Genomic DNA, 21,713 nt, shown 5'->3' on the forward strand with positions numbered 1-21,713 from the left:
GTTTTTATACTGGTTGAAGGCCCCTCCCCAACCCCTCCCCACAAGGGGGAGGGGCTCCACGCACCGTCGTCCCCTCACATGCTATCGCCCTATCGCGAGCGGGGAAAAGGGTGAGGAGCAATTTCTATCGAGTCAGCCACGGCTCGCCGTAAAGAAGTTCTCCGGCTCCTCCACCTCGACCAGCCGCCGGCCTTCCACCTGCCAGAAACGGGTGCCGACGGCGCGCACGAAACTGCGGTCGTGGGAGACCAGCAGGCAGCTTGCCTGGTGCCCCATCAGCTCGCTTTCCAGCGCCTCCTGCCCGTCGATGTCGAGATGGTTGGTCGGTTCGTCGAGCAGGTAGAAATTCGGCTCGCGCAGCCGCAGCGCCAAAAGGCCGAGCCGCGCCTTCTGCCCGCCCGAAAGCTCTGCCACCGGCCGCGCCTGCATCTCCACCGTGATACCGATGCCGGCGAGCAGTGAACGGGCCTTCTGGTCGCCGATGTCGAACCGGTGGATGATCGTTTCGTGCGGCGTCTGCCGGTCGTCGAGATCTGCGAGCGACTGGTCGCCATAGCCGAGGATCAGCGTCGGCGTCGCCTTGATGCCGCCGATCGTTGACGAAGATTCGGCGATCGCCCGGCGCAGCATAGTCACCAGCCGCGTCTTGCCGGTTCCGTTGCGGCCGAGCAGCACGATCCGGTCACCCTGGCAGATGAACTGCTTGCCGGTCTTGAACAGAAGGGTACCGTCCGGCGTCGTTACCGCCGCATCCTCCAGCGTCACCAGCACCTTGGCATGGGTACCCCGATTGGCGAGGCGGATGGCGCCGGCGGAGCGTTCAAGATGCGCCGGCTTGGCCGTATCCTCCAGCTTTTCGGCGCGTTCTTTCAGCTGCTTGGTCTTGACGACCAGCAGGTCGCTGCCGGAATTGATGCCGATATTCTTCAGCTTCGCCGCCTGCCGGCGCAGCTGATCGGCCGTCTTCATGTCGCGTTCGTAACGCTTCGCATCCGCCGCATCCGCCTCGTCGAGCGCTGCCCGCGCTCGGGAGTAGGGCAGGGAGAAGGCTTGAGAGTTCTCCGGCCGCAGGAAAAGCGTGCGGTTGGTCACGGTGTCGAGGAAGGCACGGTCATGGCTCGACAGGATCACCGGCATGTCGCGGGGGAGCGCGTTCAGCCAGTCTTCCAGAAGCGCGATCTTGGCAAGATCGAGATGGTTGGTTGGCTCGTCGAGCAGCAGCGCGTCCGGCTCGGTCACCCAGGCCCGCGCGATCAGCGCCAGTCTTTGCCAGCCGCCGCTCAGCGCAGCAAGCGGCCGCTCACGCAACTCCTCCGGCACGTCCATGCCTTCGAGCGCGACATCGGCGCGCCAGCTTTCGCTGTCGATCTGGTCTGCCGGGAGCGCCTGGAGCACGGCTTCGCGAAAACTCGCCTGCATCAGGGCAGGGGGCACGTTCTGCTCCACCATGCCGATCGTCAGTCCCCGGCTTCTGGTGATCTCGCCCTCGCTCGCATCGAGCGTGCCGGCGATGCATTTCAAGAGCGTGGACTTGCCGCGCCCGTTGGCCGCGACGATGCCGATCCGGTCGCCGGCATTGACGCTGAGGTTGAGCCCGGAAAACAGCGGGCTGGAAAGGGTAATTCCGAGGTTGCGGAGGTTGATGAGGCTCATTGTCGTTCTCTGGTCTTGGCTTGCAGACACAGGACATCGCGGGCACTCGCGGCCATCATCGATGTCATGCACAGTTTGCAGCGTGTTCGGAAATCGCAGCTATGCACGAGCGGGCGCTCGGCGCTGCGGGCCACGAAGGGCAGACCAGGAAGAGGGTATTTTAAGAGAAACGGCCTCTGGTCAGCCCTGCAAACGCATTTGCAGGGCGTCGACGGGACCACGTGTCCGGTAATACCGGAAATAGAAATTGTGCACGTGGTCCTCCTTTCTCTTGAAAAGCACATTGGCGAAATACCATCGCACTCAGGCGAATGCAACCGGACCATACCAGGCCGGCTTGTTGCAGCAGAGCTTGCCCGGGACGGTTCGGCTGTTATAAGCGGCCATCGCCGACTGGCGAATTGTTGATTTTCAGGAGAGACGCCGATGGCTGGCGATGATGACGAATACGTCTACGACGAAGCGACCGGCGACTGGCGCCCGGCCTCCGAACTGGCTGCGGCCGCAGGTGCCGGTGTCGCCGAGGTTCGCGACGCATCCGGAACCGTCCTCAAGGACGGCGATTCCGTCACCCTGATCAAGGACCTCAAGGTCAAGGGCGCCGGCCAGACCCTGAAGCAGGGCACGGTCATCAAGTCGATCAAGCTGACCGACAACCCCGAAGAAATCGACTGCCGCCATGAGGCGATCAAGGGCCTGGTGCTGCGGACGGAGTTCGTGCGCAAGCGGTGAGAACCTATCCCTCTCTCTTCTCCCCTCGGGGAGAAGATGCCCGACAGGGCAGATGAGGGGGAGGAGCAAAGCGACGCCTTGAGTGAGAGGCGAAAGGCAGAGCCCGCGGTGCAGGCCCCCTCATCCGACCCTTCGGGCCACCTTCTCCCCGCCGGGGAGAAGAAGCCTCAAGTCGCCAGCTCCCAAACGCCGCCTACCGCTTCAAGCTCCCCAAGATCCCGCGCACGATCGCCCGGCCGACTTGCGTCGCAACCGTCCGCGTCACGCTTTTCATCGCCGCTTCGATGATCGTTTCGCGCTGGTAGCCGGAGCGACGCGGCTGGGCGCGGCCCTGGTCGTTGTCGTCGTCCTTGCTGCCGCCGAAGCCCGGCAGGGTCCAGCCGGTCGTCTCGCCGGAACCGGCGGGCGGGGCGGATTGCAGCTCGTCCTGAGCCTTTCTGGCGGCGGCCGCATCGGCAGCCTGCTTGGCGCGGGCGGCGAGGATTTCGAAGGCGGATTCGCGGTCCATGTCCTCGTCATAGAGGCCGAGCACAGGGCTCTTGTCGATGATCATCTGCCGCTCCTGGTCGGAAAGCGGGCCGATGCGTCCGGATGGCGGGCGCACCAGCGTGCGTTCCACGATGGAAGGCGCACCCTTGCCTTCGAGCGTCGAGACCAGCGCCTCGCCGGTGCCGAGATTGGTGATCGCCGTGGCGCAGTCGAAATCGGGGTTGGGGCGGAACGTGTCGGCCGCCGTCTTCACCGCCTTCTGCTCGCGCGGCGTATAGGCGCGCAGCGCGTGCTGCACCCGGTTGCCGAGCTGGGCGAGCACGGTTTCCGGCACGTCGAGCGGGTTCTGGGTGACGAAATAGACGCCGACGCCCTTGGAGCGGATCAGGCGCACCACCTGTTCGACGCGCTCGGTCAGCACCTTTGGCGCATCGTTGAAGAGCAGATGCGCCTCGTCGAAGAAGAATACCAGCTTCGGCTGGGTCGGATCGCCCACTTCCGGCAGTTCCTCGAACAGTTCCGAGAGCAGCCACAGAAGGAAGGTCGCGTAAAGCCTGGGGTTCATCATCAGCTTGTCGGCCGCGAGCACCGAAATCTGCCCGTAGCCGGTGTTCGGGTTGGTGCGCATGATGTCTGAAATCTTCAGCGCCGGCTCTCCGAAGAAATGCTCGGCGCCCTGCTGTTCGAGCACCAGCAGCCCGCGCTGGATCGAGGCGACGGAGCTTTTCGAGATCAGCCCGAACTGGCTCGACAGCTCGCTGGCATTCTCGGCCATGTAATTCAGCAGCGAGGCGAAATCCTTGAGGTCGAGCAGCGGCAGGTTCGCCTTGTCGGCGATCTTGAAGGCGATGTTGATGACGCCTTCCTGCGGCTCGGATGCATCCATCAGGCGCGACAGCAAGAGCGGCCCCATTTCGGCGATGGTGGTGCGCACCCGGTGGCCCTTTTCGCCGAACAGATCCCAGAAGATCACCGGGAACTGTTCGAAATCATAGTCCGCAAAGCCGATCTGCTCGGCGCGCTTCAGGAGAAAATCCTTCGCTTCGCCCTTCATGGCGATGCCGGACAGGTCGCCCTTGATGTCGGCGGCGAACACGGGCACGCCGGCCTTCGAAAAACCTTCGGCGAGAACCTGCAGGGTCACCGTCTTGCCGGTGCCGGTGGCGCCGGTGACGAGACCGTGGCGATTGCCGAACTTCAGTTCCAGATATTCAGCCTTATTGAGCGAATCGTCCGGCTTGCGGCTGCCGCCGATGAAGAGCTTTCCCGTATTGTCCATGCAACTATGCGCTCCCTGACCGCGTTCTGTGGCAACTGCTTATAGGATGTGCGGAGGCGCCGGGCAACGGCAACGAGATCGGCCCGCGCCCGCTTGCGAGGGAAGGCTGGGTAGGCATGACGACCGGCGAAAGGGCGGCCGCATTGGAAACCGACAGAGGCCGTGAGGCCGATTCCCCGCAAGAGATTCCCTCCACGGGCCTGAAGGACGTCTTCTGGCGCGTCTATGCCGGCGTCACCAGGGACCGCATCATGCTGATCGCCGCGGGCGTCACCTATTATCTGCTGCTGGCGCTGTTTCCGGCGGCAAGCGCGCTCGTCTCCCTTTACGGTTTCGTCGCGGATCCCTCGGCGATCGTCGACCGAATCACCTTCCTAAGCTCCGTCATGCCGGCGGACGGCCTCAACATCTTTCTTGAGCAGTTGCGGGCGCTGACGTCGGAGCGCAACACGACGCTGTCGATCGCCCTGATCGGCGGTCTGGCGCTGGCGCTGTGGAGCGCCAACAACGGCATGAAGGCGCTGTTCGAGGCGATGAACGTCGCTTATGCGGAAGAGGAAAAGCGCAGCATCGTCCGCCTCAACCTCATCTCGCTTCTCTTCACGCTCGGCGCGCTTTTGCTGGCGATCGTCATCCTGTTTGCGATGGGCGTCGTGCCGGCGGTGCTGCGTTATCTCTGGCTCGATCGCTTCACGGAAATCACCATCCGGCTGGCGCGCTGGCCGGTGATGATGCTGTTCGTGGCCGGCGGGATCATGATGCTCTACCGCTTCGGCCCGAGCCGCGAGCCGGCCAAAGTCAAGTGGCTCACCTGGGGTGCGGCATTCTCGACCGTCGCATGGCTCGCCGCCTCGATTGCGGTTTCCTTCTATCTGGGGAATATTGCCGACTACAACGCCACCTACGGCACGCTCGGCGCGCTGATCGGTTTCATGGTCTGGACATGGATATCGGTCATCATCGTCATCGTCGGTGCCGAGATCAATGCCGAACTCGAACACCAGACGGCCCGCGATTCGACCACCGGCACACCGGTGCCCTTGGGTGCCCGCGGCGCCTACATGGCCGATACAGTGGGCGAGAGTTCCGGCGACGCATGAAGCCTGGAGATGCTTCACGCTCCCTGTTGGCTTCGGCAAAGACTGTGTGTATTACCTTGACGTTAACGTCAAAACCCGAGGAGAGATTGATGAACGAACTGGTTTCCCGCGTCGCCGAGAATGTCGGCATTGCCCCTGACGTCGCCGAAAAGGCGATCGGCATGATGCTCGGTTTCCTGCAGCGCGAGGCCGATGACGGCGCGGTTGCCAAGATGATCGAGGCGATCCCCGGTGCTTCCGAACTGGTTGCCAAGTTCAACGGCGAAGGTGCCGGCGGCGGCGGTCTCCTCGGCGGCCTGATGGCAAGCTTCGGCGGCGGCGTCATGGCGCTCGGCCAGCAGCTGATGAGCCAGGGTCTCGGCATGGGCGAGATCACCGGCCTTGCCAAGGAAACCATGGCGGTCGCCCGCGAACACGCCGGCGACGAGGTCGTCGATACGGTCATCGCTTCGGTCCCAGGCCTGTCGCAGTTCGTCTGATCTGCATCCTTCGACTTTTCCAAGCCGTCGGCCGCGAGGCCGGCGGCTTTTTTGTCTTATCCAAGGCGATGGGGCCGGCGAGGGGCCAATCGGATACCGTCGGCACCCTTGCAGGCTTGTCCTCGGTTTCGCGCTCTCCATGTCAATGAGAGAGTGGCCCCAAGATGGGAGGTTGCCATGTCCGATGATGAAGAGGCCGCCATGGTGCGGATAACGGGAAGGGTGCAAGGCGTCGGTTTCCGTGCCTGGACCCGCGAGGAGGCGGAACGGCTGGGTTTGACGGGCTGGGTCCGCAACGAGCCGGATGGCTCCGTCCTTGCTCTGCTCGCGGGGTCAACCGCCTGCATATCGCAAATGCTCGAGCGTTTTCGGCACGGTCCGCCCGGCGCTTCGGTCTCCGGTGCGGAGCGACAACCGGCGACGCTCGCGGAAAAGCCGGTCGGCTTCCGGATCACCAGATGACCCGGCCGATCGCTCGGTTTGCCGGTTATCCGGCCCGAAGCGGCGGCAGTTGTTTTGGGCTCGGCTGCGACAGAAAAGCCATTGACTTTTCATCCTCTAAGGCACATTTGCAAAAGCGAAGTGACGCCCGACCGGGTGCCACTCTTTCAAAGGACAATTGAGATGAACCCCGACAGTCGAAGTTCGACGTCATCATACCGACCCGTTCCTCCGGGGCTCTAGTCCTTGCTTGAAAGGATGCGCGCTCCGAAGGGACCGATGGTCCGAAAAAGGAGCCGTCATGCTGCGCATCCATGCCTACGACCTTGATCGCCTTGTTTCCGTCGCTTCCGATGTGCCGGCCGTTGCCGTAGCGCCGGTCGCTACCGATCCGTCGGCACCGGTCACGCCCGCCCTCGCAACCCCTGCAGTCGTCTGGTACGACCTCGTCAGCCCCACACCCGACGAGGAACGCATCGTCGGCGAGCGCGTCGGCATCACCGTGCCGACCATCGACGAGATGGAGGATATCGAACTCTCCGCCCGCCTCTACCAGGAGGACGGCGCCGAGTTCATGACCATGACGGTGCTGACCAGGCCCGACGCCGGCACGCCGCGGAAGGTCCCCGTCACCTTCATCGTCAAGGGTCAGGTCCTGGTCACCGTTCGTTATGCCGAGCCGCGCCCCTTCGATGCCTTCATGGCGCGCGCCCGCAAGCCGAACGGCGCCGGCCTGCATTGCGGTTACGGCGAACTGATTATGACCGGGCTGATCGAGGCGATCATCGACCGCATGGCCGATACGCTGGAACGGCTCGGCACCGAGATCGACCAGATTTCCCAGGAAGTCTTTTCGACCAAGGCCGCCAAGGCCAACAAGAAGACCCGCGACCTGCAGGACCTCATCCGCGAGGTCGGCCAGAAGGGCGAGTTCATTACCGTCGTACGCGAAAGCCTCGTCAGCGTCTCCAGGGTCGTCGCCTATTACGCAGCGCTCGACGGAGTCGACCGCAAGCTGTCGAAGGAATTGCGCCAGCGCCTGAAACTGCTGCAGCGGGACGCCACCTCGCTCGGCGATCACTCGGCTTTCCTGTCCGGCAAGATCAATTTCCTGCTCGACGCGACGCTGGGGCTGATCAATCTCGAACAGAACCAGATCATCAAGATCTTCTCGGTCGCCTCGGTCGTCTTCCTGCCGCCGACGCTGGTCGCCTCGATCTACGGCATGAACTTCGCCTATCAGCCGGAGCTGCAATGGCACTACGGCTATCACGCCGCGATCGCGCTGATGATCTTCTCGATGGCCATGCCCTATCTGTATTTCAAACGGAGAGGCTGGCTGTAAGCAAGGAAGGCCTCCGGATGTTTCCGGCGGCCTTTCTCATCTCCTGGCAAGCCATTCCCTCAGGACGTCGTTGATACGGGACTGCCAGCCCGGTCCAGCGGCCCTGAAACCTTCCAGCACATCCGCGTCCAACCTGATCGTTGTCGACACCTTGGTCTGCTCGCTTTTGGGACGGCCGCGGATGACTGGCGCCGCCGTCAGCTTTTCCGCCCACGGGCTTTCCGTCAAATCCGGCGCATCATCCTCAATGGCCAGCGAGTCGCGGACCATAGGCTTTTTGCTCTCGGTCATTGGCTTTCCTCGGAAACGAAAAATGCGCCGGAGATTTCCGGCGCATCATGTCAGTTTGTCGGCGAACGTCAAAGATCCCATTCCGGCGCCAGGTGGCCCGGGCTGACGATGCGGCCGGTCGGCTTGGCGAGTGCGTGGATCGCCTGCATCTCGTCCTCCGACAGCGCGAAATCGAACACGTCGAAATTTTCCGGTAGGCGGGAAACGGTCGCGGTCTTGGAAAGCGCGATCACGTCCTTCTGCTGGATCGCCCAGCGCAGCGTCACCTGCGCCGCCGTCTTGCCGTGCTTGGCGCCGATGTCCTTCAGCACCGCGTCGCCGGGCACTGCGCCGTTCGCCATCAGGTAATAGGCGGTCAGCGACATGCCGTGCCTGGCGACTTCGGCCAGAACCTTCGTCTGGTCGAGATAGGGATGGTATTCCACCTGGTTGGTGGCAAGCGGTGCATCCGAAAGCTTCACCGCTTCGGCGATCAGCGCGACGGAAAAATTGGAGACGCCGATATTCTTCACCTTGCCGGCCTCTTTGAGCGCGTTCAGCGCGCCCATGCGGTCGGCGAGCGGCATCTCGCTCTGCGGCCAGTGGAGGAGAAGCAGGTCGATATAGTCGGTCTTCAGCTTGGCCAGGCTCTCGTCGACCGAGGCGAGGAAGGCGGCATGGCCGATGCGGTCGACCCAGACCTTGGTGGTGAGAAAGATGTCGGCGCGGGGGATGCCGGACTTCGAAAGCACATCGCCGACGGCTGCCTCGTTCTTGTAAATCTGCGCGGTATCGACATGGCGGAAACCGAGCTTCAGGGCCTCCGGCAGCACGCGGGCGACGTCCTCGTCGGGCATGCGGAACGTGCCGAAACCGAGGGCGGGAATGTTGGCGCCGTTGGCGCTGACTGTGAACATATGGAACTCCTATGGGGAAGCCCGGCATACGGCCGGGCCAAATGAGGCCCGTATTACATGGACCGATTCGGTGGCGGATCAACCACCTTGATTTCAGCAGGCGTCAACCGGCAAGCGGCGGGTTGAGGCGGGCAAAGCCTTCCTGGCGCCGATAGGGGAAGTGCGGGTAGGGGGCGGTGACAGTGCTTGCCGCATCCAGCCTGCCGATCTGTTCCGCAGTCAGCGACCAGCCGACGGATCCCAGATTCTGGCGAAGCTGCTCCTCGTTGCGGGCGCCTATGATTACCGAGGAGACGGTCGGCCGGCTGGTGAGCCAGTTGATCGCCACCTGCGGCACCGTCTTGCCCGTCTCATCCGCCACCACCTGCAGCGCATCGACAACCCGGTAGAGCAGCTCGTCTTCGACTGGCGGGCCGAAATCCGCCGTCTCATGCAGCCGGCTGCCTTCCGGAAGCGGCTTGCCGCGGCTGATCTTGCCGGTGAGGCGTCCCCAGCCGAGCGGGCTCCACACCAGCGCGCAGAGTCCCTGGTCCTGTCCCAGCGGCATCAGGTCCCATTCGTAGTCGCGGCCGACCAGCGAATAATAGACCTGGTTCACGACATAACGCGTCCAGCTATGTTTCTCGGCGGCGGCGAGCGACTTCATGATCTGCCAGCCGGAGAAGTTCGAGACGCCGATGTAACGCAGCTTGCCGTCCTTCACGAGCTGGTCGAGCGTCGAGACGACCTCTTCGACCGGCGTCGAGGCATCGAAGGCATGCAGCTGGAAGATATCGATATGATCGGTGCCGAGCCGCTTCAGGGCCGCATCCACCGCGCCGATCAGGCGGGATCGCGACGAGCCCCAGTCGTTCGGCCCGTCGCCGATCGGCAGGCTGGCCTTGGTGGAGATCAGCACCTCGCTCCGCCGGCCCTTGATCGCCTCACCGAGCACCTCTTCCGAAGCGCCGGCCGAATAGACGTCGGCCGTATCGAACAGGTTGACGCCGGCCTCGAGGCAAATGTCGACAAGGCGGCGGGCTTCTTCGACGTCGGTCGTGCCCCAGTGGCTGAACAGCGGGCCGGAGCCGCCGAACGTGCCGGCTCCGAAGCTTAGGACCGGCACCCTGAGGCCGGATTGTCCGAGATTGCGGTATTCCATGGTCGTGATCCTCGAGTGTGAAAACTATTCGGCCGGGCAGGAGAGGGCGGGGTTGCCGCTTATGGCGATTTCGCGCTTGTCCAGCCGGATGGCGAAGAGGGCGACGGCAAGCGCTGCAAGCGGCACGAGGCCGGCGATCAGCGTGACCGAGCCGAGACCGGGGCCATGGTCGATGACCACGCCGCCGAGCCAGGCGCCGATCGCATTGCCGAGGTTGAAGGCGGCGATGTTGAACGACGAGGCAAGCCCCTGGCCGGCGCCTTCGGCCTTCTGCAGCACCCAGATCTGCAACGGCGAGACGGTGGCGAAGGCTGCGGCGCCGAACAGGCCGATGGCGATGACGGCGAGCACCGGCTGGTGGATCGCGGCCGTCAATGCCAGCAGCACGACGGAGAGCGCGATGAGGCTGGCGACGATGGTCGGCACCAGATGACGGTCGGCAAGCCAGCCGCCGGCAAGGTTGCCGATCACCAGACCGCCGCCGAAGACGAGCAGGATCGGCGAGACCGCGGCTTCCGAAAAGCCGGTGATCTCGGTGAGGATCGGCGCGATGTAGGTGAAGCCCGCGAACACGCCGGCCCAACTCAGCACGGTAATCAAGAGCCCGAGCAGGACCGAGCGGCGGCCGAGCACGGCAAGCGCGCCTTGCGAGCTTTCCTCCTGATTGTCCGCGGCCTTGTCCTTCGGAACGAAGAGCGCGATGACGGCGAGCGCGACGATGCCGATCAGGGTGACCGCAAGGAAGGTCGAGCGCCAGCCGAAGGCCTGGCCGAGCCAGGTGCCGAAGGGCACGCCGAGAATGTTGGCGACCGTCAGGCCGGTGAACATGATGGCGATGGCCGAAGCCTTTTTGTTCGGGGCAACCAGGCTGGTGGCGACCACCGAGCCGACGCCGAAGAACGAGGCATGCGCGAATGCGGTGAGCACCCGGGCGGCCATCAGCGTCCAGTAGTCGGGTGCCAGCGCACAGGCGAGGTTGCCGACGGTGAACACCACCATCAGGCTCATCAGCAGGGTCTTGCGCGACCATTTGCCGGTCAGCATGCCGAGAATGGGCGCGCCGGCGACGACGCCGAGCGCGTAACCGGAGATCAAGAGGCCGGCGGCCGAGATCGACACGCCGAGATCTTTGCTGACGTCGATCAGCAGGCCCATGATGACGAATTCGGTGACCCCGATGCCGAAGGCACCGGCCGTCAGCGCGTAGAGAGCGAGAGGCATTGGCTTGGGTCCTTGTCCCTGGGAGGAAGGAATTGATTATCGTTGGTGAAGCCCCCTCATCCGCCTGCCGGCACCTTCTCCCCGGGGAGAAGAGGCATGCCGTACGGTCCCGTTCACATCTCGCCATAAGCGCGGAGGAATAGTCGCGAACAGGTCCGCTCTTCTTTTCCACGAGGGCCAAGAGGAACGGATATGGTCACGACATCTCCTCTTCTCCTCAGCGGGGAGAAGGTGCCGGCAGGCGGATGAGGGGGCCCTGGGTGACAAGGAGGCCTTCTGCACCGCAATATCGTCATCTCGGACTTGCCTGTGTAGCCGCATAAGCGGATAATCATTTGTGAATTGAAATCACAGGTGATGAGGAATGGATAACCGCGCCGGTGAAATGGAAGTCTTTGCGCTGGCAGCCGAGCTGAAGAGCTTTTCCGCCGCGGGGCGAAAGCTGAAACTCTCTCCGTCCGCGGTCAGCAAGCTCGTGACCCGGCTGGAGGATCGGCTCGGCACGCGCCTTGTGGTCCGTTCCACCCGCATGCTGCAGCTGACGCCGGAGGGGGAGACCTATCTGGCGCGGGCGCAGCGCATACTGGCCGAGATCGCCGATACGGAAGAGATGGTCTCCGGCGGCGGCCGGACGCTGCCGCGCGGGCCGCTGTCGATCAACGCTTCGGTCGGCTTCGGAGAACGTTATGTCCTGCCGCTCACCTGCGAATTCCAGCAGCTTTTCCCGGATGTGCAGCTCGATATCACGCTGACCGACGACATCGTCGATTTGATCCGCGAGCGGGTCGATATCGCCATCCGCCACGGGCCGATGCGCAACTCGTCCCTGATGGCGCGAAAGCTGGGCGAGAGCCGCCAAGTGGTGATCGCATCGCCGGGTTATCTGGAGCGTCACGGTGTCCCGAAGATGCCGGCCGAGCTCATCCATCACAACTGCATCAATTTCAATTTCCGGCGGGCGGTCGAAGGCTGGCCTTTTCGTGATCCGAAAACCGGCAGCCGGGAGCTGTTGCCGGTTTCCGGAAACCTGAAGGCGAGCAACGGCTCGATCATCCGGCAGTTCTGCCTGGATCACCTCGGCATCGGCCGCGTCGGGCGTTTCCATGTGGAGCCGGATATCGAGGCCGGCCGTCTCGTGCCGGTTCTGGAGGATTTCAACCCGGAAGACATCGAGGAAATCCATGCCGTTTATGCCGGCCACGAGCACCTCGCCCTGCGCATCCGCACCTATATCGACTTCCTCGCGGCACGACTTTAAGAGACCGTTCCGGTCGTGTTGATCGGCAAACGTGTCTTTCGGGCCACGGTTTTGCCTTGCTTTGGTCCATTTCCGTACCCAAATCCCGGGTTCAGGAGAATCCCGGCATGAGTGACCAACTGAACGACATCATCGCCCGTCTGCGGGCGGAGGTAATCGCCGATTCGTCGGAGTACCCACACGTAAACGTGCCGCTGGAAGACCTGCGGCTTATCGTCCAGAGCTTCGAAATCCTTCATGCGGAGAAGGAAGCGCTGCGCCGCCGCGTGGAACAGCACGCGGAAGTCGTGGAGGCCGTCGAAGTCTTTATTGCAGCTTACCGCGATAAATATAAGAACTATGGCAATGGCGGCGTTCGTCCCAGCGCCGTGCTTCGCCGCGAGGTACGGATGATCTGGGCTGCCATGAACGGCCACGTCCTGGCGACCGAGAGCACGTTCTGACCGTTGCGGGGAATGCTGGGCCGGGTCGGCACCCGGATAGCCGACCCGTCCTAGTCCCTGTCCGGCGCGCCGAGCGGGAAGAACGGGCGGTAGGGCCGGGCCTCGTCCACCGCACGCGCAAAAGACGGCCGGGCGAGCAGCCGGCTGCGATAGGCCCGCACATTGGCAAACTGCTCACCGATCCGGTGCGTCCAGTCCGCGTAAAAGAGGGCAGGCGCCGCGGCGCAATCGGCCAGGCTGAACGCATCGGCCGCCGCCCATTCCCGGCCCGCCATCCGTTCGTCCAGCCAGCCATAGGCGGCATCCAGCATGCCGAGCGCTTCCTGCACGCCGTATGGATCGCGGTGCTCTTCCGGCCGGATGGCGTTGAAGACCACCTTTTGCTGCGGGGTGGAAATGTAGTTGTCGAAGAAGCGGTCCATCATCCGCACATCGAGCGCCGCATCCGCATCGTCGGGGATCAGCTTCACCGGGCCGGGATAATGAAGATCCAGATATTCGATGACGATCGACGATTCGAAGACCCGTTTCTCCCCGTCGAGCAGGACCGGGAAACGCTTCACCGGCCACATGCTGCAGAGGTCCTCGTAGGCCGAAGGATCCTCCGGCCCGAGCATGCGGGTGTCGAACTCGGTGCCGTTCTCATAGAGCGCGGTGAGCACCTTCTGGCAGTAAGACGAAAATGGATGCGAATACAGAACCGGACGCATGACGGTCTCCCATAACCGATTGCGAAGTGAAACTGGTTTACGGATAACTCAGCCGATTGCTTTTTGCAATCGGTTTTGTGCTGAGGCACGATTCCAACCGTCTGCTGCCGAGCAAGACGGCACCGCCTCTCGGCTCACGCCACCACGCTGACCGCCTCAACCGCCTCCCGCACATGCATCCTGCGAATTTCCTTCGCCACCATTTCCTGCAGCCGCCAGAGATTGCGGTCGTTGATGCCGAATTCGGCGAGATGCACGACGGTATTGTAGAGATATTCGGCACACGATCCCCGATGCCCGCAGGCGCGGGCCAGAACCTTTGCGACCTCGTCGAGCGGCAGAAGCGGCCGGATGATGCGTTTGCTGGTGCCGCCGACCCAGAAGGTCAGCGCCCGCACGGTCTCACCGGCCTGGGTCCGGACCGGCAGCCAGCGGAACGAGGTGAGGCTGTCGCGATGGCTGACCTCACGGCGCAGCGCTTTTTCGATCTGGACGCGTTTGTCGTCATCGGCCACGCGGTAGATCACCCCGTCGCAGCGGCCGCCGCGCGACAGCATCATCATCAGCCCCGGCTGTGTCGGCGAGCCCCGGCCGCGCTCGATCCTCAGCGAAAAGGAGCGATGCCAGCCGAACGCGGCGGCGCGCTGGCAGGCGATGCTGTCGAAGCCCGGCTTCCAGATCAGCGAGCCATAGGCAAAGACCCAGAGCGGATTCTCGCCGATTTCCGCCGCAAGGCGATCGGCGATCTGAATGTAGTCGTCGTCGGTCAGCGGCTCCCAGGTGGCGGGTGGGCCAGGGTCTGCTTCCTCGCGGAAGCAGAGATCGACCAGATCCTGCGTCAGCGACAATGTGGATTGTTTCGGCATGGCTTCGAACGGCTTTTCGGGCAGGACGACAAAACGGCAAGGTTCGAGAGTGCAAGCCGATCAGGCCTGAGTCAACCGTCTTGCTGCACTGCGGCCGAGGCCCGGGCCACGAACGCAGGAGACCTTCCGGCACCGTCCGCGGGACGAAAGTCGGCCTGGCGCCACGAAATGGTCACGGAACATTTCCAGCATGAACCATTCTTGAAGAGCTGACGGTTCAAGGAGCGATGATCATGGATATGACCACCGAAGCCCCGCCAGATCGCGTGCGGGTGAAACACAAGTGGCTCGATCTCAAAGGCATGAAGGTGTTTTACCGGGAGGCGGGCAGGGCCGGTGCGCCCGTGCTTCTGCTGCCGCACGGCTATCCGTGCTCGTCCTATGAGTTCCGCGAGTTGATGCCGCGGCTTGCCGATCGCTGGCATCTGGTCGCGCCGGATTTTCCGGGCTCGGGCTATACCGACACGCCCTCCGGCTTTGCCTACGATTTCGACGGTTTTGCCGATTTTCTCGATACGTTCACGCAGACGCTCGGCCTCGATCGGTTCGCGCTCTACCTCCACGATTTCGGGTCGCAGATCGGTCTTCGCCTGGCGATCCGGCGCCCCGAGAAGATCGCCGCGCTGATTGTCCAGAACGGCGATATCTACGAGGACGCGCTCGGTCCCAAATATGCCGGCCTGCAGGAGTTCTGGCGCAACCCGACCGAGGAGGGGCGCCGCGAGATCGCGGGCGCCGTCAGCGAGGAGGGTTTCAGGGAAGAGTTCCTCAACGAGGTCCGGCCGGAGATCGCCGAGCGCATCTCGCCCGACCTTTGGAAGCTGCATTGGGCCCTGATGGACGAACGGCGGCGGCAGATCGCCGTCGATGTCATCGCCGCGCTGCGCGAGAATGTCGCCTGGTTTCCGCGTTATCAGCAATATCTGCGCGACCGCCAGCCGCCCACCCTGATCGTCTGGGGTCCACAGGACGGCTATATGCCGGAAAAATCCGCCCGCGCCTTTCTGCGCGACCTGCCCAGGGCGGAACTTCATCTTCTCGATGGTGGTCATTGGCTGCTGGAAACCAATCTCGACGAAGTCGCACCGCTCATCCGCGATTTCCTTGGTCGGGTGCATTCCGGTTGATGGCCGGCGGAGGAATTTGATGCGTTGGCTTTTTATCGCGGTGCTGTTGATCCTCATCGGCTGTGTATTGAGTATCGGTTGGATGAATGACCCCGGTAATGGCCGGATAGAAGCGACGCCGCCCCAGCAGCAGAACCCGCTGGCCCCGCCTCCGGGCACCCCTTGAAGCCGCTCTTCACGCCTTGACCGCGATGATGAAGAACCGCGGGAAGCGCAACAGCGCCCGCCCGTCGGCCATCGGCGGGTAGGCCCCGGCGATGCGGGCGGTGTAGTCGGCCGCAAAGGCTTCCGCATGGGCAGGGCCGGCGGCGTCGAGATAGGGCCGCAGCCCGGTCGCCCTGACCCATTCGACGATCGCGGGCGCATTGGCGAGCGGGTGGTAATAGACCGTGTGCCAGACGTCGATCCGGGCGGATTTCGGCATCAGCCGCTCGAAATACGCCCCGGGCGGCGGCAGCACCGAGCGGCGCACCCGGCCACCTTCGAAGGCCGCCTTCCACGGGCCGGCCGCACCGGTTTCCTCCATCAGCACATGGCTGGGTTCGGAGAGGTTGTCCGGCATCTGCACCGCGAGCACGCCGCCGGGCCTCAGGTGGTCCATAAGCCGGGCGAGTACGGAAATATGGTCCGGCACCCACTGGAAGACCGCATTGGCGTAAAGCAGGTCGGCCGGCTCATCCGGCACCCAGGTATTCAGATCGGCCTTGGTGAATTGCGTGCCGGGCAGGCGCTTGCGGGCCGCCGCCAGCATGTTGTCGTCGCTGTCGAGGCCGGCGACATTGGCCGCCCCGAAACGTTCCGCGATCAGCTCCGTCGAATTGCCCGGGCCGCAGCCGAGGTCGTAGGCATGGGCCACCGAGCCGAGCGGTACCTGCGCCAGAAGATCGCGCGCCGGCCGCGTCCGCTCGTCCTCGAATTTCACATATTGCTCCGCCGACCATGCCATGAGCGTCTTCCTCAAGTGTTCGTTTCGATGGAACATGGCACTCCGACACCCTGGTCTCCATGGGCAAAAATATCAATTTTTGTGATGATCCATTTCATATTATCGCTTGACCTCTGCCGCGAGCCCGGACTTCACTCACCCCGCAATTTTGAAGCGTCAGAATGACCCCGAGAATGACCGAGGAGATCACCATGTCCGTCAACACCGCCCCCCGCACCACCACCTGGACGTTCGTGGATGGCGAATGGCTGGAGGGCAATCCGAAGCTGATCGGCCCCACCTCGCATGCCATGTGGCTCGGCTCCACCGTGTTCGACGGCGCCCGCTGGTTCGACGGCATTGCCCCGGACATCGACCTGCATTGCCAGCGCGTCAACCGGTCGGCCACGAACATGGGCATGAAGCCGGTGATGCAGCCCGAGGAGATCGAGGCGCTCGCCTGGGAAGGCATCAAGAAATTCGATGGCAAGACGGCGATCTACATCAAGCCGATGTACTGGTCTGAACACGGCATGCCCTACAGCGTCGTCACCGCCGACCCGGAATCGACCCGTTTCGCGCTCTGCCTGTTCGAGGCGCCGATGCAGACCGCCAAACCCTCGTCGCTCACCGTCTCGCCCTATCGCCGCCCGAACCCGGAAGTGGCGATGACCGGCGCCAAGACCGGCAGCCTTTATCCCAATAGCGGCCGCATGATCATGGAAGCCCGCGGCCGCGGCTTCGACAATGCGCTCGCCCGCGACATGAACGGCAATGTCGCCGAGACCGCCTCCTCGAACATCTTCATGGTCAAGGACGGAGTGATCATGACGCCGATCGCCAACGGCACCTTCCTTGCCGGCATCACCCGTGCGCGGGTCATCAACCTGCTGCGCCGCGGCGGGTTCGACGTGCGCGAGACGACGCTGACGGTCGCGGATTTCATGGATGCCGACGAGATCTTCACCTCCGGCAACTATTCCAAGATCGTCCCGGTCAACCGCTTCGAGGAACGCCAGCTCCAGGAAGGCCCGGTCGCCCGCAAGGCGCTGGAACTCTACATGGACTGGGCCCGCTCCCCCGGCGACGAGGCCTGAAACCTCCAGGCGGCGGCGTGCGACACAGGGGACAAGTCAGAATTCGTCGTCCTCGATGTCGTCCGCGCCGGTGAGGCTTTTGCCACCATAAAGAATACGAGCAATCGTGACGGTATTCTCATCCACGCGAAAGGCGATGGTTGCTTTTCGGCGGTACCCCACGAGCCTCAAGCCCGGCTCTATGTCGTTGCGGAGGGTTCCCCGCTTGGGGAGAGTGCTGAAGCCATTGCAATGGTCCATGATCCTGCGGATGTAAGCACGCGCGAAATCATCTCCGGTCTTGCCTGAGAGGTAATCGAACAGATCAGCCAGATCCAGACGAGCTTCCAAGGAGAGGATGACTGAATATTTCATGCACCGATCGATCTTCGATCCTTGGTCCGCATGTAGTCTTCAAGTTCTTTTCTCGTCTCTTCGATTGTGCGCCCCCTGCTGGGATCGGCGTCATGCGCTCTCAGCGCCGGCACGACCTCGTCCCGCAGCCAGCTCTCTATTCCCGCATCGTGATCCGCCAGATACCGCAATCCTTCGGCGATGACCTCGCTCTCGTCGGCAAATTCGCCGGATGCGACCTTCTTCTGGACGAGTTCGGCCATGTCTTCCGGCAGGGAGATGGTAATCGATCGGTTCGGGCGCATCGGTCGGTTCCTGTTCGCGGGCAAGCCTATCACAATCGGGCAAGGCGCGCTATTTCGCTGCCGGCTTTATTGCCGTTGGAAGCACGGTGCTGCAGGCAATCCCGCGTCTGCTGCCCCGCCATGCCTCCTCACACAAGCCTGACCGCAGCCGTGCCGATGATGATCATCGAGACGGCGATCATCAGGGGTTTGACCGGCAGGTAGCGGACGATGAAGGCGCCGATCGGCGCCGCCAGAATGCCGCCGAGGATGAGGCCGAGGGCGGAGGAGAGTTCCGACCAGCCGAGCGCCACGATGAAGGTTGCGGAAATCACCGTGGTGACGGAAAATTCGGTCAGGTTCGTGGAGCCGATCACCTTTTTGGGATCGTGGCCACGGCCGAGCAGCGAGCTCGTCACGATCGGTCCCCATCCGCCGCCGCCCATCGCATCGAGCAGCCCGCCCCCGCCGCCCACAAAGGGCACGATCCAGTCGCGCACGTCGCGCGGCCATTTCGGTTGAAAGGCCTTGTAGAGGATGAACAGGCCGACGGCGATCAGATAGGCGGAGACGAAGGGTTCGATCGCCTTGCCGTCGATATTCGACAGGACGTAGGCGCCGATCGCCCCGCCGACCATGCCAGCCGGTGCAAGCCTTGCCACCAGCCGCCAATCGACATTGCGGTTATAGAGATGCGACAATCCCGAGGCCGCGGTGGTGAAACACTCGGTCACGTGGGTCATGGCGCTTGCCGCCGCGGGCGCCACGCCGACGGCAAGTAGGCTGGTCGTCGTCAGCACCCCGAAAGCCATGCCGAGCGCCCCGTCGACGATCTGTGCGAAAAAGCCGATGGCGACGAAGATCAGGAAATCGGACGTCAGGAAGTCGAACGACATGCAGCCTCCTCTTTGCCAAGGGCGTTTGCTTTCAATTCGCAGGCGCGAAGAAAGGTTCCCGTTTTACCGTCGGGCAGACCAGAGGATTTCGCCTCAGTTATTCGAAAAAGCAGAACGACCTCCGACGGTTGGATGCAGGGTTGCATCGACCCGACAAGGGATCGCATCGTCTTTGGACCTGTACCTGATGCCGGCGGAGAGCCGGACGGGCATGGCCGCGAACTACTTCCCCGTCTTCACCGTCAGCTTGTCGGCGGAGATTTCGCCGCCGATCTCGGCCTTGCGGGTTTTCTTGTCGAAGGCGCAGAGGGTGCTGATCGTCACCTTGGCGCCGACCGCCTTGCCGGAGACGACGGCCAGCCCGTAGCTCTGGCTGCCGAAGGGATCGACGAGCGCCTTGCCGTTCTCGATCAGCCCCTTGGCGGCGGTCACGCAAGCCTTGGCGACCTCGGCCTGGAAACCGGACCATGCGTCGTCCGAGGAGGCGTGCGCGACGGTGACGCTGGATGCGAGGAGGGCGGCTGCGAGAGCGGAAGTGGTCTTCATCGAACGGGCTCCGAATCGTGATCTGGCCCGTTTCTTGTATCTCGAAATTTCCGCAAGTTCTTGACCCAATCGGCTTGATTTTTGGCAAGTTCACCGTTGCCTCTTGGCCCCTCCGCTCCTATGTTCCCGCACGACGCTATGCCCAGGTATCTGCCGAACCCAGGTAGCTATCGAACAAGGAGTAGACCAATGGCCTTCGAACTTCCCGAACTCCCCTACGACTACGAAGCTCTTTCGCCCTTCATGTCGAAAGAGACGCTCGAATTCCACCACGACAAGCACCACAAGGCTTATGTCGACAACGGCAACAAGCTTGCTGCCGAAGCCGGCATGGCCGATCTGTCGCTCGAGGAAGTCGTCAAGAAGTCCTTCGGCACCAACCAGGGCCTCTTCAACAATGCCGCCCAGCATTACAACCACGTGCATTTCTGGAAGTGGATGAAGAAGGGCGGCGGCGGCACCAAGCTGCCGGGCAAGCTCGAAGCAGCAGTCGCCTCCGATCTCGGCGGCTACGACAAGTTCAAGGCTGACCTGATCGCCGCCGGCACGACCCAGTTCGGCTCCGGCTGGGCCTGGGTTTCGGTGAAAGACGGCAAGCTCGTCATCTCCAAGACCCCGAACGGCGAGAACCCGCTGGTTCACGGTGCCGAGCCGATCCTCGGCGTCGACGTCTGGGAACATTCCTATTACATCGACTACCGCAACGCCCGCCCGAAATACCTCGAAGCCTTCGTCGACAGCCTGATCAACTGGGACTACGTCCTCGAGCGCTACGAAGCCGCCACGAAATAATCCGGCCAACCGCCGTCATCCTCGGGTTTAACCCGAGGATCCCACCCGGTGTCGCAAAGGCGCCGGGTGTTTTTTGTTTTTGAACTCGGTCATCGGCGCGAAAATAGGAGGGAAGCAGGATATGGACGAGCAATCGATAGAGATGATCCTGGCAGAGCTCGCCGCCCGCGAGCCGATCTTCCATCGTCGCGAATTAGGCACCAGTCGCGAGGCGCTGGAAGCCATGACCGATGAAGCCTTCTGGGAAATCGGCGCCAGCGGCAAAGTCTACCGACGCGAATTCGTCATCGCCAACCTTCTCGAACGATACCGCGAGCCGGAGCCCCACGACTGGCTCTGCCGGGATTTCACCATCAGCCGCCTCGCCGACGACCTCTACCATCTGTCCTATGTTCTGGAAGAACCCGACCGCCTCAGCCGGCGGTCCACGTTCTGGAGGAGCACTGCGACCGGCTGGAAGATCGTCTTTCATCAGGGCACGGTGATCGCTTGAACTAGAGCCCCGAATCCGGGCACATGGTTTGAAGCCATGTTTGCTAAGGTCTTCGGAAGCCTGGATCCATGCTGAAGACCGTTCGCATAGCTGCAGCCCAGACGGCCGAATATCGGGACGATATCGCTGCGGCTCTGACCTGCGTCAACGAGGTGGCACGACAGGCTGAGGCTGGCGGGGCACGCCTGCTGTGTTTTCCCGAAGGATTTCTCCAAGGTTATCTGACCGATGCCGATGCCGCCCGGCGCGTGGCCCTCGACCTGTCTTCACCCGCCTTCAAGGCCATACTTGACCGGTTTCCAAAATCCGGGCCGATCATCGCACTCGGCCTGATCGAGGCGGAGGGCGGGCGGCTGTTCAACGCGGCCGTAGTGATTGCGTGCGGCAGGCTCGTCGGGCGGTATCGCAAACGCCATCTCCTCAGGGGCGAAGGGGCATTCGATGCCGGCACCGATCCTGCCATGTTCGATGTCGACGGCCTGCGTTTCGGCATCAACATCTGTTACGACACCAATTTTTCCGACGTGGCGCGCGAGGTGGCCGATCTCGGCGCGTCGCTCATCGTCTGCCTCGCCAACAACATGATGCCGCGGGAGAAAGCCGAAATCTACCGGGATCAGCACAATGCCATCCGAGGTGAAAGATGCCGCGAGACTGGCCTTTGGCTCGTGTCTTCGGACGTGACCGGCGAGCGCAATGGCCGGATTGCTTGGGGACCAACGGCGGTGCTGGACCAGCAAGGTCAAGTGGCGGCGCAACTGCCGCTCGACAAGTTCGGCCTGCTGTTTTTCGATATTCCACTGTGAGGAGATCCGTTGTCGGTACATGCTGGAAAGATCTGTGCCCACGAGCCCTCGCCACGCCCCAATCGTCACA

At 63.0% G+C, this 21,713-nt stretch carries 26 protein-coding genes; 13 read left to right on the forward strand and 13 right to left on the reverse strand.

Annotated elements, in window-relative coordinates; all coding sequences use genetic code 11:
- Positions 1–132 precede the first annotated feature (132 nt).
- A complete protein-coding gene (locus tag C5J22_RS29450; protein WP_105441147.1) occupies positions 133–1,653 on the reverse strand; it encodes an ABC-F family ATP-binding cassette domain-containing protein in 1,521 nt (506 codons plus the stop codon).
- A 426-nt stretch (positions 1,654–2,079) separates the two neighbouring features.
- On the opposite strand from C5J22_RS29450, the gene C5J22_RS29460 reads away from it, so the two are divergent.
- Entirely contained in the window at positions 2,080–2,385 is a 306-nt protein-coding gene (locus C5J22_RS29460) for an alkylphosphonate utilization protein (protein ID WP_105441149.1), read from the forward strand.
- A gap of 193 nt (positions 2,386–2,578) precedes the next feature.
- On the opposite strand, the gene C5J22_RS29465 is transcribed toward C5J22_RS29460, so the two are convergent.
- Positions 2,579–4,153 (reverse strand): helicase HerA-like C-terminal domain-containing protein, encoded by a 1,575-nt coding sequence (locus C5J22_RS29465; protein WP_105441150.1) that lies wholly within the window; start codon positions 4,151–4,153, stop codon positions 2,579–2,581.
- 116 nt (positions 4,154–4,269) lie between these two features.
- On the opposite strand from C5J22_RS29465, the gene C5J22_RS29470 reads away from it, so the two are divergent.
- The 4 genes from C5J22_RS29470 to C5J22_RS29485 all read left to right on the forward strand — a co-directional run bounded on the left by C5J22_RS29470 (position 4,270) and on the right by C5J22_RS29485 (position 7,518).
- Positions 4,270–5,253 (forward strand): YihY/virulence factor BrkB family protein, encoded by a 984-nt coding sequence (locus C5J22_RS29470; protein ID WP_105441151.1) that lies wholly within the window; start codon positions 4,270–4,272, stop codon positions 5,251–5,253.
- Positions 5,254–5,342: 89 nt separating this feature from the next.
- On the forward strand, positions 5,343–5,732 hold the full coding sequence (locus tag C5J22_RS29475; RefSeq protein WP_007764435.1) for a hypothetical protein: 390 nt from the start codon (positions 5,343–5,345) through the stop codon (positions 5,730–5,732).
- Between the two features lie 177 nt (positions 5,733–5,909).
- Positions 5,910–6,194: an acylphosphatase gene (locus tag C5J22_RS29480; RefSeq protein WP_105441152.1), complete on the forward strand. Its 285-nt coding sequence runs from the start codon at positions 5,910–5,912 to the stop codon at positions 6,192–6,194.
- Positions 6,195–6,474: 280 nt separating this feature from the next.
- Positions 6,475–7,518 (forward strand): magnesium transporter CorA family protein, encoded by a 1,044-nt coding sequence (locus C5J22_RS29485; RefSeq protein WP_105441153.1) that lies wholly within the window; start codon positions 6,475–6,477, stop codon positions 7,516–7,518.
- A 36-nt stretch (positions 7,519–7,554) separates the two neighbouring features.
- Here C5J22_RS29485 and C5J22_RS29490 read toward each other — a convergent pair whose 3' ends face one another.
- From C5J22_RS29490 to C5J22_RS29505, 4 genes are all read right to left on the reverse strand, one after another.
- A complete protein-coding gene (locus C5J22_RS29490; RefSeq protein ID WP_105441154.1) occupies positions 7,555–7,809 on the reverse strand; it encodes a BrnA antitoxin family protein in 255 nt (84 codons plus the stop codon).
- Positions 7,810–7,877: 68 nt separating this feature from the next.
- Positions 7,878–8,705, reverse strand: a complete 828-nt coding sequence (locus C5J22_RS29495; protein WP_105441155.1) for an aldo/keto reductase — start codon at positions 8,703–8,705, stop codon at positions 7,878–7,880.
- 103 nt (positions 8,706–8,808) lie between these two features.
- A complete protein-coding gene (locus tag C5J22_RS29500; protein ID WP_105441156.1) occupies positions 8,809–9,846 on the reverse strand; it encodes an aldo/keto reductase in 1,038 nt (345 codons plus the stop codon).
- Between the two features lie 24 nt (positions 9,847–9,870).
- On the reverse strand, positions 9,871–11,067 hold the full coding sequence (locus C5J22_RS29505) for an MFS transporter (RefSeq protein WP_105441157.1): 1,197 nt from the start codon (positions 11,065–11,067) through the stop codon (positions 9,871–9,873).
- A gap of 364 nt (positions 11,068–11,431) precedes the next feature.
- Here C5J22_RS29505 and C5J22_RS29510 point away from each other — a divergent pair, with 364 nt between their 5' ends.
- Positions 11,432–12,325, forward strand: a complete 894-nt coding sequence (locus C5J22_RS29510; protein ID WP_105418960.1) for a LysR family transcriptional regulator — start codon at positions 11,432–11,434, stop codon at positions 12,323–12,325.
- Between the two features lie 107 nt (positions 12,326–12,432).
- Positions 12,433–12,768: a hypothetical protein gene (locus C5J22_RS29515; RefSeq protein ID WP_105405138.1), complete on the forward strand. Its 336-nt coding sequence runs from the start codon at positions 12,433–12,435 to the stop codon at positions 12,766–12,768.
- A 50-nt stretch (positions 12,769–12,818) separates the two neighbouring features.
- On the opposite strand, the gene C5J22_RS29520 is transcribed toward C5J22_RS29515, so the two are convergent.
- Both C5J22_RS29520 and C5J22_RS29525 read right to left on the reverse strand, forming a co-directional pair.
- A complete protein-coding gene (locus C5J22_RS29520; protein WP_105441158.1) occupies positions 12,819–13,478 on the reverse strand; it encodes a glutathione S-transferase family protein in 660 nt (219 codons plus the stop codon).
- Positions 13,479–13,612: 134 nt separating this feature from the next.
- Positions 13,613–14,344, reverse strand: coding sequence for a gamma-glutamylcyclotransferase (locus C5J22_RS29525; RefSeq protein ID WP_105441159.1), 732 nt, complete (start codon positions 14,342–14,344; stop codon positions 13,613–13,615).
- Between the two features lie 233 nt (positions 14,345–14,577).
- Between C5J22_RS29525 and C5J22_RS29530 the strand changes: the two genes are divergently transcribed.
- Both C5J22_RS29530 and C5J22_RS31415 read left to right on the forward strand, forming a co-directional pair.
- Complete coding sequence (locus tag C5J22_RS29530) at positions 14,578–15,471, forward strand: alpha/beta fold hydrolase (RefSeq protein WP_371412685.1); 894 nt, start codon at positions 14,578–14,580, stop codon at positions 15,469–15,471.
- A 19-nt stretch (positions 15,472–15,490) separates the two neighbouring features.
- A complete protein-coding gene (locus tag C5J22_RS31415; protein WP_172717276.1) occupies positions 15,491–15,637 on the forward strand; it encodes a hypothetical protein in 147 nt (48 codons plus the stop codon).
- A gap of 9 nt (positions 15,638–15,646) precedes the next feature.
- Here the strand turns inward: C5J22_RS31415 and tam are convergent, their stop codons facing one another.
- On the reverse strand, positions 15,647–16,417 hold the full coding sequence (gene tam / locus C5J22_RS29535) for a trans-aconitate 2-methyltransferase (protein ID WP_105441161.1): 771 nt from the start codon (positions 16,415–16,417) through the stop codon (positions 15,647–15,649).
- A 191-nt stretch (positions 16,418–16,608) separates the two neighbouring features.
- Here tam and C5J22_RS29540 point away from each other — a divergent pair, with 191 nt between their 5' ends.
- Positions 16,609–17,493, forward strand: a complete 885-nt coding sequence (locus C5J22_RS29540; protein ID WP_105405154.1) for a branched-chain amino acid aminotransferase — start codon at positions 16,609–16,611, stop codon at positions 17,491–17,493.
- Positions 17,494–17,529: 36 nt separating this feature from the next.
- On the opposite strand, the gene C5J22_RS29545 is transcribed toward C5J22_RS29540, so the two are convergent.
- From C5J22_RS29545 to C5J22_RS29560, 4 genes are all read right to left on the reverse strand, one after another.
- Entirely contained in the window at positions 17,530–17,847 is a 318-nt protein-coding gene (locus C5J22_RS29545) for a type II toxin-antitoxin system RelE/ParE family toxin (protein WP_105441162.1), read from the reverse strand.
- The gene (locus C5J22_RS29550; protein ID WP_105441163.1) at positions 17,844–18,131 is read right to left on the reverse strand and encodes a type II toxin-antitoxin system ParD family antitoxin; all 288 of its coding nucleotides are present in this window, start codon (positions 18,129–18,131) and stop codon (positions 17,844–17,846) included. Before C5J22_RS29550 ends, C5J22_RS29545 begins: the two co-directional genes overlap by 4 nt.
- 128 nt (positions 18,132–18,259) lie before the next feature.
- Positions 18,260–18,991, reverse strand: a complete 732-nt coding sequence (locus C5J22_RS29555) for a sulfite exporter TauE/SafE family protein (RefSeq protein ID WP_105441191.1) — start codon at positions 18,989–18,991, stop codon at positions 18,260–18,262.
- Positions 18,992–19,228: 237 nt separating this feature from the next.
- Positions 19,229–19,552, reverse strand: a complete 324-nt coding sequence (locus tag C5J22_RS29560; RefSeq protein WP_105441164.1) for a hypothetical protein — start codon at positions 19,550–19,552, stop codon at positions 19,229–19,231.
- Between the two features lie 189 nt (positions 19,553–19,741).
- Here C5J22_RS29560 and C5J22_RS29565 point away from each other — a divergent pair, with 189 nt between their 5' ends.
- From C5J22_RS29565 to C5J22_RS29575, 3 genes are all read left to right on the forward strand, one after another.
- A complete protein-coding gene (locus tag C5J22_RS29565; protein ID WP_046607192.1) occupies positions 19,742–20,344 on the forward strand; it encodes a superoxide dismutase in 603 nt (200 codons plus the stop codon).
- 121 nt (positions 20,345–20,465) lie between these two features.
- The gene (locus C5J22_RS29570) at positions 20,466–20,837 is read left to right on the forward strand and encodes a DUF4440 domain-containing protein (RefSeq protein ID WP_105441165.1); all 372 of its coding nucleotides are present in this window, start codon (positions 20,466–20,468) and stop codon (positions 20,835–20,837) included.
- A 71-nt stretch (positions 20,838–20,908) separates the two neighbouring features.
- Entirely contained in the window at positions 20,909–21,643 is a 735-nt protein-coding gene (locus tag C5J22_RS29575) for a carbon-nitrogen hydrolase family protein (RefSeq protein WP_105441192.1), read from the forward strand.
- Positions 21,644–21,713: the final 70 nt, after the last annotated feature.

This window comes from Neorhizobium sp. T25_13 (genome assembly GCF_002968675.1).
Lineage (GTDB): Bacteria > Pseudomonadota > Alphaproteobacteria > Rhizobiales > Rhizobiaceae > Neorhizobium > Neorhizobium tomejilense.